General features: G+C 39.9%; 9 protein-coding genes. 2 read left to right on the forward strand and 7 right to left on the reverse strand.

Features of this window, described 5'->3' with window-relative positions:
• Positions 1-218 precede the first annotated feature (218 nt).
• Complete coding sequence (locus CXF89_RS16735) at positions 219-1,187, forward strand: integron integrase (protein ID WP_121955249.1); 969 nt, start codon at positions 219-221, stop codon at positions 1,185-1,187.
• Between the two features lie 188 nt (positions 1,188-1,375).
• Here CXF89_RS16735 and CXF89_RS16740 read toward each other — a convergent pair whose 3' ends face one another.
• The 5 genes from CXF89_RS16740 to CXF89_RS16760 form a co-directional block, all read right to left on the reverse strand.
• The gene (locus CXF89_RS16740; protein ID WP_121955254.1) at positions 1,376-3,631 is read right to left on the reverse strand and encodes an acyl-CoA dehydrogenase; all 2,256 of its coding nucleotides are present in this window, start codon (positions 3,629-3,631) and stop codon (positions 1,376-1,378) included.
• Positions 3,632-3,970: 339 nt separating this feature from the next.
• Positions 3,971-4,999, reverse strand: coding sequence for a zinc-binding dehydrogenase (locus CXF89_RS16745; protein ID WP_121955250.1), 1,029 nt, complete (start codon positions 4,997-4,999; stop codon positions 3,971-3,973).
• A 10-nt stretch (positions 5,000-5,009) separates the two neighbouring features.
• A complete protein-coding gene (locus CXF89_RS16750) occupies positions 5,010-6,422 on the reverse strand; it encodes a TolC family protein (RefSeq protein ID WP_121955251.1) in 1,413 nt (470 codons plus the stop codon).
• The gene (locus CXF89_RS16755) at positions 6,415-9,567 is read right to left on the reverse strand and encodes an efflux RND transporter permease subunit (RefSeq protein ID WP_121955252.1); all 3,153 of its coding nucleotides are present in this window, start codon (positions 9,565-9,567) and stop codon (positions 6,415-6,417) included. Before CXF89_RS16755 ends, CXF89_RS16750 begins: the two co-directional genes overlap by 8 nt.
• Before the next feature lie 9 nt (positions 9,568-9,576).
• Complete coding sequence (locus CXF89_RS16760) at positions 9,577-10,746, reverse strand: efflux RND transporter periplasmic adaptor subunit (RefSeq protein ID WP_010553924.1); 1,170 nt, start codon at positions 10,744-10,746, stop codon at positions 9,577-9,579.
• 119 nt (positions 10,747-10,865) lie between these two features.
• Between CXF89_RS16760 and CXF89_RS16765 the strand changes: the two genes are divergently transcribed.
• Positions 10,866-11,804 (forward strand): LysR family transcriptional regulator, encoded by a 939-nt coding sequence (locus CXF89_RS16765; RefSeq protein WP_007582020.1) that lies wholly within the window; start codon positions 10,866-10,868, stop codon positions 11,802-11,804.
• 10 nt (positions 11,805-11,814) lie between these two features.
• Here the strand turns inward: CXF89_RS16765 and CXF89_RS16770 are convergent, their stop codons facing one another.
• A complete protein-coding gene (locus CXF89_RS16770; RefSeq protein ID WP_024593166.1) occupies positions 11,815-12,852 on the reverse strand; it encodes a GGDEF domain-containing protein in 1,038 nt (345 codons plus the stop codon).
• A 169-nt stretch (positions 12,853-13,021) separates the two neighbouring features.
• Positions 13,022-13,884, reverse strand: an 863-nt coding sequence (gene moaA, locus CXF89_RS16775) for a GTP 3',8-cyclase MoaA (RefSeq protein WP_121955253.1), incomplete at its 5' end; no start/stop codon positions are given.

The raw sequence follows: 13,884 nt of genomic DNA on the forward strand, positions 1-13,884 counted from the left end.
AGCTTTATCAGAGGACACTTTCCTCTTTTTATGAGCAATGTATGTCCCCTTAATTATTTTTAATATTAATAACAAATCCTGTAACACATTGCCAGCTTTAAACTTTAAGTCAGGCTGTTCTTTTATTAAAATGCAGAAAAGAGGAAAACGTCCTCATTTCTTGACTTAGGAGGAAAAACGCCAATACTGTATATAAATACAGATAATTGAGATTTAAAATGAAAACTAACTCTCCTTTCCTTAATAGTATTATCAATTATATGTATAGCCATCACTATGCTAAAAAATCTATTGAAACTTATGTCTTTTGGATTACTGCGTATATCCATTTTCATAATAAGCGGCACCCTACCAGTATGGGCAATAATGAAGTAGAAATATTTTTAAATTACTTAACAGTCACTAAAAAAGTGGCAGCGAGAACACAAGCAACCGCTTTAAATGCACTTGCTTTTTTATATAAACATATTATAAAAAATGAGCTCTCATTAGATTTAAACTTCGTTAAAAGTAACCGCCAACAGAAACTTCCTGTCGTACTTACACAAACTGAGGTGTCGCTATTTTTTAGAAATATAAATAAACGACATTATTTGATAGCAAGCCTGCTATATGGAAGTGGTTTACGGCTGATGGAGGCAGTAAAAATAAGAGTTCAAGATATTGACTTCGACTATAAAAACATACGCATTTGGAACGACAAGGGTAATAAAAATCGTATTGTGACACTTGCTGAAGAATTAATACCAATGCTAAGAAATCAAATAATTCAAGTTGATGAATATTTACAGTTAGATTTAAAAAATGATGCGTACGCCGGCGTATGGATGCCTCATCGACTTAGTAAAAAATACCCAAGCGCTAATAAGTCTTTACAATGGCAGTTTCTGTTCCCATCACATAAATTAAGTACGGACCCTGAAACAGGAGAAATAAGACGTCACCACTTAGATCATTCAGGGGTAAGAAAGGCAGTTAAACTGTCTTCAACAAAAGCTGAAATTAACAAACACGTTACCCCACACACTTTGCGCCACTCATTTGCTACGCACTTGCTGCAAAGCGGCGCTGATATACGTACAGTACAAACACAGCTAGGTCACAGTGATGTGCGTACTACGCAAATATATACCCATGTACTGCAGCAAGGCGCTAACGGGGTTATTAGCCCTTTTTCAAGATTATAAGCGTCTCTTTTTAATACTCTACAGATACATATTCACTTTCAAACCAATACCGTCATCTATTTCCATTTTAAAAACATAAAAAAAGCCCCGCTTGTTTTTACACAAGCGGGGCTCCACACTAATACTTTTCAAGAATAAAAGCGCCGATACTGCGGGCGCTTTGCATCATTGAATTTAATTACTTTAACTTACTGATTAACTACACTTTTAAGCGGATTAATCGGCTGTGCGTTATCGTCTAGTAGGTTCATATCAAAATCGAACTCATCTACACGAATCGCTTTTTCACGTTTGATGTTGTAATCAATTAACTGAACGTGTTCAGCTTGTGTGATTACGTTTGCCGCTAGTGCGTTATCAAGCGTGATGTTAAAGCGTATACCTGGTTTAATTACTTTAGCACGTAATGCTTTTTTAACTTTAGCCAGTTCGCCAAGTGATGCCATTTTAGCTTTGTAAGCTTGCTCATTAATATGATGGCCATCGCCCACTACTGGTTTAACTAAATGCGTGATTTGCGCTTTAAATGCGGTATCTAGCTGAGCTTGCTTAGCTAGTTTGCGGATTAAATCGTCGCTAATTTTTGGCATTTTAGTTGAGTAGTTCATTGTAATGAAACGAATAAACTTACGTGTACCACTTGCAGGGAAGTTATCTAAAAACTTATGCAATGCTTCTTCAGCACTTTGTAGTGCAAAACGAGTCGCGTAATGGAAATACGGCGCTGCTTGCTCACGGTCACTACTTGATACTTTTTGCTCGTAGTATTTAATTGATGCCATAGCTGCATATAAGAAGCTCATTACATCGCCTAAACGTGCCGATAGCATTTCTGCTTGTTTTAACTTACCGCCAAGTACAAGTAACGAAAAGTCTGCGTACACTGCAAGTTTTGCAGATAATTTATGTACTGCTTTTTCATAGTCGCGTACTTCTGGTAATTCAGAATTAGCACTTGCTGTAAATGGTAAAACCCCCAGGCGGAAAGCACGTAAGCTGTTTGCTGTGCTGTAACCAATTGTTTTACGCAAAATGCCGTTAAATTCTTTATCTGCGCCTTTGTCTTCGCTGTGAATTGACTCAACCATAGATTGTAAGTATGGGTGACAACGCATAACACCTTGACCAAATATCATTAGGTTACGTGTAAGAATGTTCGCGCCTTCTACCGTAATGGCAATCGGCTGAGCAACATAACCACTTGCTAATGTATTTTGTGGACCATTTTGAATCGCTTTACCTGCTTGAATATCCATTGCTGAATCAAGCACGTCGCGACCAAGCTCTGTCATGTGGTATTTAGCGATTGCGGTTACTACTGATGGTTTTAAGCCCATGCCTAAGCCTTCAGTTGTAAGTACGCGCATTGCTTCTTGTAGGTATGTTTTACCTGCAATGTCAGCTAGTTTTTCTTGAATACCTTCAAACTGGCCAATGGCTAAACCAAACTGTTCACGCACTGCTGCGTATTCTGATGCTGATTTAAATGCAACTTGTGCTGTACTAACACCTAGCGCAGGTAATGAAATACCACGGCCAGCACCTAAACAGCTAACCAGCATTTGCCAACCACGGCCGATGTTTTTCTGTCCACCAATAACAAAATCCATTGGTACAAATACTTTGTTACCACGTGTAGTACCGTTGTAAAAACGAATACCCATTGGGTCATGGCGATTACCAAGCTCTACACCTGGGTGCTCTTTTGGAATAAGTGCACAGGTAATACCTAAGCTTTCTTTGCCACCTAATAAACCATCAGGGTCCATTACTTTAAAAGCTAAACCAAGTACAGTAGCAATAGGTGCAAGCGTTATGTAGCGCTTGTCCCATGTGATCTCAAGGCCAAGTACTTCTTCGCCTTTATACATGCCTTTAGTAACTGTACCAATGTCTGGAATGCCACCTGCATCAGAACCCGCTTCTGGGCTTGTTAATGCAAAACATGGAATGTCTGTACCATTTGCTAGGCGTGGTAAGTAATGTGCTTGTTGTTCTTGCGTACCAAAGTGGAGTAATAACTCACCCGGGCCTAACGAGTTAGGAACCATTACGGTTACCGCAACTGCTGAGCTCTTAGTCGCAATTGTGCCAACAATAGTAGAGTTTGCATAAGGGCTAAACTCTAAACCACCAAACGACTTAGGAATGATAAGCGAGAAAAAACGCTCTTTTTTCAAAAATTCTAAGATGTCATTTGGTAAATGAATGCCGTTTTGAATCACTGAATCGTCAATCATGCCCAGTAGTTCTTTTACTGGACCGTCTAAGAATGCTTGCTCGTCTGCGCTTAATGTAGCAGCAGGTACATCGCGAAGTGCACTGAAATCAGGCTTACCTTGGTAGATAGAACCTTCAAGCCATACATCACCCGCGTCTAGCGCTTCTTGTTCTGTGATAGAAATACTTGGTAATACTTTTTTTAGTTTTGTACGTAAACTCATGATTGAACTCATCCGACCAGCTAAATAATAACTACATTACGTCATAAAAAATCGTTTAGATCAATTACTCTATTCAATTAATTAACAGTTTTTTCAATTTATTTTCTTTACCTGAACGTAAACTGTTGAAACACAAAGGCTTACAGTTGTACGCTGAAAAAAAGTATTTTAGCTAAAATGATGAATAAAACAGCAAAAGCGCTAGCGCTGTATCTATTTTTTTATGGGCATAAAAAAACGCAGCACAAATAGGCTACGTTTTTATTCAATTTGTAGAGGCTACATTATCAGTTAATCTAGCTAAAACTACTTAAATTTAAATCAAATTGTATAAGCGCTTCACTTAGCAACTTTAACAACTTGCTTGCCGGTAAAACCACCAGCAAGTTGTTTATTAAGTGCTTGCGATACTGACTCAGCACTAAAATCTACGGGCGTTATTTCTGGGTGTTTAATGTCGCCACTAACAGATCCTTCAAGTAACAGGTTGCCCATAAAACTCAAACGTTGTTGTGCACATAAACTATTAGCAAGCCACGCACCACCAATCGATACAACACTAATATTGGGCGCTCGGTGATACATTAAGTCTTGATCAAAACAAGGGAGCGGATTTAAGCAGGCAATACGTCCGCAAAAACGCATTAACTCAATATTACGCTGAGTACACTCACCACCAATCGTATCAATAACCGCATCAAAGCCTTGTGGGCCAAGTTCTCTGCGGATTTTTTCGCATAGCTTTTTATCGCTATAGTCAAAAACCACATCAGCGCCTAACTGCTTAACCAACTTATGATTACGCTTTGATGCTGTGGTAAATACGTCTGCACCGCGCTGCTTTGCATATTGAATAGCAAACTGCCCTACCGCTCCGGCTCCGCCTTCAATAAAAATAGTATCGCCTTCACTAATGCCTATTTTATCTAAGCTGATAAGTGCTGCCATACCGGCGCATGGAAGTGTTGCTGCAATGGCCGGATTTAAACTGCTTGGCACAACCGACACTGCAAAGTTAGGTACTTTGGTGTATTCGCTCAAAGCACCTTGCTCACCAATGTTGGCATGCCACATAACCCGCTCGCCAACATTTGGAAACACACCTTTATTAGCTTTAACCACAACACCTACGGCATCTAAGCCTAAAATGTGTGGATACTGCCATTTACAAAAGCCTGTTTTAGCAAATTGACCATCAACTGGATTTAAACCAACGTACTCTACTTTTACAAGCAGCTCGTTATCTGCACAAATAGGAACAGGCAGCTCAGCATCCGCTAAGTCAATTGCTTCATTTGGTTCTGGCAGTACAATAGCGCGCATCATTTGCGGGATAATGTATTCATGTAAATTTTCAGTATTTGGCATCAATATAACTCTACTTATTAGTGTCGTTTAACGCATAACTCCATTGGCCATTAAATGACTGGTAAGCATTTACTTTGGCAAGCAGTGAAGTGATTGTTGTTTCAACAGCATTTTCTTGTGCTATTAAAACATCCTGGCGCGCATCTAACAACTCAAGATAAGGAATTTGACCTTCTTCGTACATTGCTTGTGCTTGTAAAAATGCTTTATTAGCAAAGTCATAGCGTTCGTCAGCAAAGCGTTTTTGCTGTGCTTGATTGACCAATAATTGCAATGAAAGTTCACTTTCACTTAGTGCAGTTAATACTACTTGTTGATAATCGCTGTAAGCGGCTTCACTTAAAAACTGCTGCGCGTCGCGCTGTGCTAATAATGCTGGGTAGCTTAATAACGACCATTGCAACTGCGGCGCTACTTGCCACTGTTGGTCGGTATTTTTTAAGCCTGTGCTATCTATACTCACAACCCCTGCAAATGCAGATAAGCTAATATCTGGTAATAACGCTTTGCTAGCTGCAACACTTAAACTATTTGCTTGGCTAAAATCAAACAATGCACGGCTAATATCTGGACGTAAGGCAATGGCATTATTAGCGTTTTTTAGTGCTACGCTAAAGTCACGTTCAAGCACACCTTGCTCGTTTTCAATAGCAATATTTTGCGCTAACTTACCGCTTAGTACTGCAAGGGCAGATAAATCGCTGTATTTTGCATACTCAATGGCAGGCATTAGTGCTTGTTGCTGCCTAAGCTGCGCCATAGTACGGTTTAAATCAAGCTCGTTTGCGACGCCTTCGTCAACACGGGCTTGAAGAACGTCAATACTTTGCTCAAGCGCTTCAATTTGAAGCGTAACAATGTGTTGTTTTTCAACATTGCCTTGATAACTTACAAAGCCTTTAACGACTGACGAAACAACTTCAATTTGCAGTAAACGTACTTGCTCTGCTTGGCTCATGGCTGATGCATTTGCAGCATCAACCAACGCCGTTATACGACCAAATAAATCTAGCTGCCAATCAAGTGCAACGTTTGCACTTGATTGACGGTCATAAACGCTTGGTGCATCGCTTCGAGCTGCGCCAACATTTACGCCACCTTGCGGAAGGTACTGGGCTTTTTGCTCTCCTAGTCGCGCTAATGCACTTTTAAGTGTTAGCTGGCTTGTTTGCAAATTATAGTTATTTGCAAGCGCACCGGTAACAAGCTCATTTAGTTGATCAGAATTAAGCTTTTTCCACCAGTTTGTTTCATCAGCAACGCTAACGTTACTAGCAATATTAGCTTTGGCAACAAATTCGTTAACGGCTTTTTGCTCGCTCATGGTGTCTATTTTACTCGCACACCCGGCTAAAAACGCAGCGACTAATACTGCACTGGCGGTCAGACTTGTTTTAAGTCTTTTTTGCATTAATTTAGTCATGAGTATTCTCCTGCGCTTTCTCTTTTTTGTTAGTCACTAACATATAAAATACCGGCGTAAACAATAGGCCAAACACGGTTACACCTATCATCCCTGAGAATACTGCGTTACCCATTGCGTGTCGCATTTCGGCGCCTGCACCGGTGGCAAGTACTAACGGTACAACACCTGCTGTAAATGCAATTGAGGTCATTAATATTGGGCGCAAGCGCATACGACATGCCTCAAGTATTGCCTCTAAGTGCGATAAGCCTGAGTCGTGTCTATCTTTTGCAAACTCAACCATCAATATTGCATTTTTAGAAGCCAACGCGACCAGTACTATTAACGCTATTTGGGTGAATATGTTGTTGTCTGAGCCAACAAACCACACACCTAACAAGGCTGAGAAAATAGTCATTGGTACTATTAATATAATTGCCAGTGGTAAACGTAAGCTCTCGTACTGCGCTGCAAGTACCATAAATACAAGTAATACAACTAACGGGAATACATAAACCATGGTGTTACCGGCAAGTACTTGTTGGTACGTTACTTCAGTCCACTCATATTCAATACCTGTTGGTAGTGTGTCTGCGAGTACTTTTTCAATAGCAATTTGTGCTTGATCAGAACTATAACCTGGCGCTGGGCTACCATTTAGCTCTGCACTTGGGTAACCGTTGTAATGCATAACACGGTCAGGACCAATCGTTGGAGTTACAGTTAGTACAGACCCCAGTGGCACCATATTACCTGAGCGGTTACGTACTTTTAAATTAAGTATTTGATCAGGATCTAAGCGATAGTCAGCATCAGCCTGTGCATTTACTTGGTACGTTCGGCCAAACATATTAAAGTCATTTACGTACACAGAGCCTAAGTAAATTTGCAGTGCATTAAATACTTCATCAAGTGGAATACCTTGAATAAGCGCTTGCTCACGGTCAATATCAATATCCATTTGTGGAACTTGGATACGGAAACTTGAGTACAAGCCCATTAATGCAGGGTCTTGTTGCGCTTTAGTAATTACGGCTTGCAGACTATTAAATAAGGCTTCAAATCCTTTATTAGCTCTGTCCTCTATTTGCAGTTTAAAACCACCGGTAGTGCCTAAACCTTGAATTGGCGGCGGTGGAAATACCGCTACAAATGCTTCATCAATGGCAGCAAAACGTTTATTCAACTCTGCAGCAATCGCCATCGCTGATTGGCTTGGGTCGGTACGTTTGTCAAAGCTTTCAAGTGGTGTAAATACAATGCCGCTGTTAGGGCTATTAGTAAAACCGTTCACTGATAAGCCAGGAAAAGCAACTGTATGTGCAACGCCTGGTACTTCTAATGCAATTTGCTGCATTTGAGCAAGTACGTCTTCAGTACGATCAAGGCTTGATGCGTCAGGTAACTGCGCAATAGCCACTAAATACTGTTTATCTTGCTGTGGAATAAAGCCACCTGGTACGGTATCAAATAACTTAATTGTGCCACCAACAAGTGCAATGTAAGCCACCATTACAACAACGGTCATACGAATTAGTTTTTGTACCAGTTTTTCGTAACCTTTAGCACCACGATTAAATACGCGGTTAAATGGTTTAAATAACCAACGACCAAACAATTTATTAAGTAAACGCGTAAATGCATCTGGTTTTGCATCATGCGATTTTAATAACAATGCAGCAAGCGCAGGCGATAACGTTAATGAGTTAAACGCTGAGATAATCGTCGAAATTGTAATTGTAAGTGCAAATTGCTTATAAAACTGACCTGATAAACCGGTAATAAACGCAGTAGGAATAAATACAGCACTTAGTACTAGCGCAATGGCAATAATAGGGCCTGTTACTTCACTCATTGCAACGCGGGTTGCTTCAAGTGGCGATAAGCCTTTTTCAATATTACGCTCTACGTTTTCAACAACTACAATCGCATCATCTACAACAATACCTATGGCCAATACTAAACCAAACAACGACAAGGTATTAATTGAGACACCTAACCACTGCATTACGGCAAACGTACCAATAAGTGAAATAGGCACAGCAATTAGCGGAATAATTGATGCTCGCCAGGTTTGTAAAAATACAATAACAACAATAACTACCAGCACAATTGCTTCAAGCAACGTTGCAATTACCGCGTCAATTGAGCCGCGAACAAATACCGTAGGGTCGTACACAATGTCGTATTCAACACCAGTAGGGAAATCTTTAGATAAGCGCGCCATTGTTTCGCGTACTTGATCGGAAAGCTCAATAGCGTTTGAACCTGGGCGTTGGAATATTGGCATTGCAAGAGCTGGTTGGTTATCAAGCTCAGCACGCAGTGCGTAAGTGTCTTGACCTAAATCAACGCGGGCTATATCAGATAAACGCGTTAACTGACCTTCGTCGCCTACTTTAATAATAACTTGTTCAAATTCTTCAATACTGTTTAAACGACCTTTAACGTTTAACAATATTTGAAATTGACTGTCGTTTGAAATTGGTTGCGCACCTAAGCTACCTGCAGCAACTTGCTGGTTTTGCGAGCGAAGTGCTGTTACTACATCTGTTGCTGTTAATTCGCGTGCAGCAAGTGCATCTGGGTTTAGCCATACTCGCATTGAGTATTTGCCAGCACCAAACATGCGAATATCACCTACGCCTGGTAAGCGCGCAATTTCATCTTTAATGTTTAAATCAGCATAGTTAGATAAGTAAGCTGTGTCGTGCGTTTTTTCAGGAGAGTATAAATGCACTACCATGGTTAAATCTGGTGATGACTTTTCAGCCACAACACCTAAACGTTGTACTTCTTCTGGCAAACGCGGAAGTGCACTGTTTACACGGTTTTGTACTTGTACTTGAGCACGGTCTAAATCGGTACCTAACGCAAAGGTTACCGTTAGTGTCATGCGGCCATCACTGGTACCTTGCGAAAACATATATAGCATGTTTTCAGTACCGTTAATTTCTTGCTCCAGCGGTGTTGCCACTGTTTGCGCAATAACGGTAGGGTTAGCACCCGGGTAGTTAGCGGTAACAACAACTGTTGGAGGAACTACTTCTGGGTATTCACTAACTGGTAATTGGAATAGTGATATACCACCAGCAATTAAAATAACCAATGACAGCATGGCCGCAAATATTGGACGCTGTATAAAGAAATGCGAGAATTTCATCAATAAACCTTATTGCTTAGCCACAAGTTGTGCGTTGTCATTTAACAATGTAAATGCCACACCACTTGTATCAATTGTTACTGTTTGCGGAGAGATTGGCATACCAGGGCCTACGCGAGCTGGGCCATTTACAGCAATAACATCACCTTCGTTAAGGCCCGATGTAACCGCACGTAATGCACCGTAACGCTCACCAGTAGTGATAAGTTTGTATTCAAGTACGTTGTTTTCGCCAACCGTTAATACAAAACGATTTTTTAAGTCGGTACCAATTGCACGTTCTGGGATAATAATCGCGTCGCTAATAGAGTTGGCTGCAAGCTTAATACGTGCAAACGAGCCTGCGCGTAATTGGTTGCTGTCTTCATTAAATACCGCACGTACGCGTAATGTACCCGTTGATGAATTAATTTGGTTATCAATAAAGTTAATGTAGCCTTTGTATGCAAAATCGCTTTGACCCACTTTTTGCATTACAACAGTTTGGTGGCTCGCAGCAGTAACATCATTAAAAGAGCTATTCCATGTGCGTTCATCAACATCAAAATAAGCGTACATAGCTTGGTTTGAAACAATTGACGTTAATACGCTTTGACCCGCAAGTATGTTATTACCTTTGGTAATATTTGCGCGAGAAATAATGCCATCAATTGGTGATACTACTGACGTAAACTCTAAATCAAGCTCTGCTGAAGTAAGTTGTGCTTGAAGTGCAGAAAGCTGTGCTTCGCGTTGGCGTAGTGTTGAAGTACGCGCTTGTGCTTGCTCAGTTGAGATTGCCTTGCGGTCTAATAAGCGTACCGCACGTTTGTCTTCACTTTTAGCTTGCTCTAAGGCAGCTTCTGCGCTATTGATTTGTGCTTTTAAGCTTGCAACAACCGCTGCAAATGGGCGAGCATCTAATTGAAATAAAACATCGCCTTCTTTAACCACGTCGCCTTCTTTAAATTCAATGCTATCGATGATTCCCGATACACGCGGCATTAAAGCAACTTCTTGTGGAGACTCTAAACGAGTTGTATATGTGTGCCAGCTTTGTACCGGCTTAACAAGCACCTGTGCTACATCAATTGGTTGAAGTTGCTGTGCAGGTGCTGATTGAGCTGTGCTCTCATCAGCACAACCCGCAAGTGTTAAAGATGCCGCAGTAAGTGCAGCAGCAATTAGATGTTTGTTCATGAAGACGCTCCATTGTTGATTAGCCTCGCATAATACGGATTAAACCCGTGTGTAAAAACCATAGATTTTTAAATTCATTAATGCCAAAATGGCATCAATAGATTAGTTAAGGTGTAATAATGGATACAACAAGTCGACTTTTAATGTTACTTGAAGTGGTTGAGCAAGGCTCTTTTGCAAAAGCTGCAGAAATACGCAACATAGATCGCTCTGTTATATCTAAACAAATTAGCCGTTTAGAGGATGAGTTAGGCGTTAGGTTACTTAACCGAACCACGCGTTCATTTTCGCTCACAGCGGCGGGTGCCGAAATGATCAAAAAAGCCGCTGAGCTTAGAGAGCTGCTCGGCGAAACCGTACGCATGGCTGAAAACTACCATTTAGAACCGCGTGGCGTATTAAAAATCACTTCTTCAACACTTATTGGTCGTCGTTATTTACAACCTGTACTTAATGATTTTCAAAAACGCTTTCCTCAAGTAGAAGTTGAACTGCGTTTAGACGATAGATTAGTAGATATAGTCTCTGAAGGATTTGATTTGGCTTTTCGTGTAGGTGAGCCTAAAGATTCGTCACTTATTGCACGTAAAATAGCGCGTAACCGATTATTAATTTTAGCTGCACCGCAGTTTATTGAAACTTACGGTATGCCAAAAACAATCGAAGAGTTAGCGCAATTACCAGCAGCAAGCTATGCCAGTAATTCTATTCGAGTAGAAACCATAGATTACTACGATAGTAAGGGTGAACGCTGCGAGCAAAAAATAAAAAGTGTGTTTCGTGCTAATGATGCCGAGTCATTGTTAATGAAAACATTATCGGGAACAACTTACTTTGTTGCCCCTGCATTTATTATTGGTGATGAAATAATACAAGGTAAGCTAGTGCCTTTATTGACCGATGTAAAACTGATGGAGTTTAGTGCGATGTATGCCGTATATCCGCACCGAGATTTACCAGTGAGGACCCGGTTGTTTTTTGATGCTGTGCGCGAGCATTTAGGAAAAGATAAACCGATTTGGGAAAACGGGATCCCCAATTTTGAGCAAATGTATTAAGTAACCCTGCTTAAGCAACTACCGTTTCGTAGTCATGTTCTTTTTTAAACTTACAATACACTTTATTGCGGCCAAATTGTTTTGCTTTATATAACTGTTTATCTGCTTGGTTTACAAAGCTTTCCAATGAATTAGTACTTTTAAATTTTGCAACACCAATACTGGTTGTAACATTAATTGCAAGGCCGTCAATGTCAAATGTGGTATTTTCAAAGCGTGCTCTTATTTGTTCAGCGGTATTAAGTGCAGCCTCTTCATTTGCAAAAGAGCTAAATAAAGCAAACTCTTCACCGCCTACTCTAAATACATACCCTCTACCAAGCACAACTCTTAGTAAAGTGGCCACTTCGATAAGTACTTGGTCACCGACACCATGGCCATGCTCATCATTTATCTGCTTAAAAAAGTCTAAATCGAGTAAAAACAAATATAACTGTGACTTATCTTGTAGTTCAACTTCAAAATAGTGGTTCATTGAAAGGCGATTACCTGCACCCGTTAACGGATCAAGTAACGCTAAATTTTTAAGGCGCTTTGAAAAATGTGAGCGGCTCCCTTCAAAAACATGAGAAATCGCCCAAATACTTAAATAAGCACAGAGTAGATTAAGGGATAAGTTAAAAGTTTCAAAGGGGGCAAGTGTAGACTTACTCCCTAAAATAAACACTTGGATAACTAATAAATTTGCAGAGAAAATTACACCATATTGTTTACCTAATAACAGGTAGTACAAAATAGGTAATGCAAATGACCATACAAACACACCATTACGAGGCGATGCTAAGGATGTACCTAAAATAACAATTAGCGTTATAAGTACACACATTATTAAGGATTGCCAAAACTGTAGTGGACGGCGTATAAGTGAAATATAAGTAAATATACAATAAATAGAAAAACAGATTTCGATGTAGCCAAGCAATGGAAAGTTATTTACGGTTAAATTAAATCCCGCAAATCCTACCGATAAAAAACCAAAACAAAGACACATCCCTCTCAGAACGTCCTTTCTTAATGATTTAGTGCTATTAAGAGCCGCGATATCCATTCTAATCACTTAATAAAAATAAAAAGTAAGTTTAACGTGAAAATACAATTTAACAAGCCTTGTTGATATAAAACCATGTAGATACAACCAGTTATTTACATTTTAGGGATAATGTAGTGTGTTTTAGAAACACGTTTGATGCTTTAATATCACTAAGTGGCTTTAACAACTAGCCACCTAACATGGATAAATTAGTAGTAATACCTGTATTACCTTGGTGTAAAAGGTGAGTTGGCTTTTTGGTTTTAATATAACGAGATAACAATGCCATTAATTCACTGTTTGAACTGTCGTTCATATATTCTCTTAGCGAAATACCCTCTTCAGAAAACAAACACAAGTGCAGATTCCCTTTTGCTGTAACCCTTAATCGGTTACAGGTACTACAAAAGTCGTTGCTGTAAGGCATGATCAAACCAATTCTGCCTTGATAATCAGGATGAGCAAACTCTTGAGCAGGACCTGCTGATGCACTACGCGCAACTTGCTGCCAACCCGTTTGTAATAACTGAGTTTTTAAAACTTGCCCAGAAACATGGTTAGCATCAAAAAAAGCTTTGTTGTCGTTTGTTTGCATCAATTCTATAAAGCGGATGGTAACGGGACGGTGTTTAACCCAGTTTAAAAATGTATCAAACTCTTTTGCGTTGTATTGCTTCATCAGCACGCTGTTTATTTTTACCGAATCAATACCCGTTTCAAGCGCAGTATCAATGCCTTTCATTACTGAGGTAAATTTGTCATGCCCAGTAATGGTGTTAAACATGCGTGAATCTAAACTATCAATGCTTACATTAATGGCGTTTAAGCCTGCATCTACCCAGTCATGAATATTCTTATGAAGAGAAAAACCATTGGTAGTCATTGCAATTTTTTTTATGCCCGCGACATCTTTTGCCGCGCGAACAACATCTATAAAATCTTTTCTAAGGGTTGGCTCTCCGCCAGTGATCCTTACTTTTTCGATACCATGGTGTGCAAACGCTTTAAGCGTGTTGCTAATTTCATCAATTGTGAGAAAACCACGGTCAT

Origin of the sequence: Pseudoalteromonas sp. MelDa3 (assembly GCF_002863625.1) — a bacterium.
In the GTDB taxonomy this organism is placed as follows: domain Bacteria; phylum Pseudomonadota; class Gammaproteobacteria; order Enterobacterales; family Alteromonadaceae; genus Pseudoalteromonas; species Pseudoalteromonas arctica.

What these genes read in the sequence shown, in the direction of transcription:
- CXF89_RS16755 (WP_121955252.1), bottom strand. Translation starts at nt 9,567, where the DNA reads ATGAAATTCTCGCATTTCTTTATACAGCGTCCAATATTTGCGGCCATG.
- CXF89_RS16770 (WP_024593166.1), bottom strand. Translation starts at nt 12,852, where the DNA reads ATGGATATCGCGGCTCTTAATAGCACTAAATCATTAAGAAAGGACGTT.
- CXF89_RS16735 (WP_121955249.1), top strand. Translation starts at nt 219, where the DNA reads ATGAAAACTAACTCTCCTTTCCTTAATAGTATTATCAATTATATGTAT.
- CXF89_RS16740 (WP_121955254.1), bottom strand. Translation starts at nt 3,631, where the DNA reads ATGAGTTTACGTACAAAACTAAAAAAAGTATTACCAAGTATTTCTATC.
- CXF89_RS16750 (WP_121955251.1), bottom strand. Translation starts at nt 6,422, where the DNA reads ATGACTAAATTAATGCAAAAAAGACTTAAAACAAGTCTGACCGCCAGT.
- CXF89_RS16745 (WP_121955250.1), bottom strand. Translation starts at nt 4,999, where the DNA reads ATGCCAAATACTGAAAATTTACATGAATACATTATCCCGCAAATGATG.
- CXF89_RS16760 (WP_010553924.1), bottom strand. Translation starts at nt 10,746, where the DNA reads ATGAACAAACATCTAATTGCTGCTGCACTTACTGCGGCATCTTTAACA.
- CXF89_RS16765 (WP_007582020.1), top strand. Translation starts at nt 10,866, where the DNA reads ATGGATACAACAAGTCGACTTTTAATGTTACTTGAAGTGGTTGAGCAA.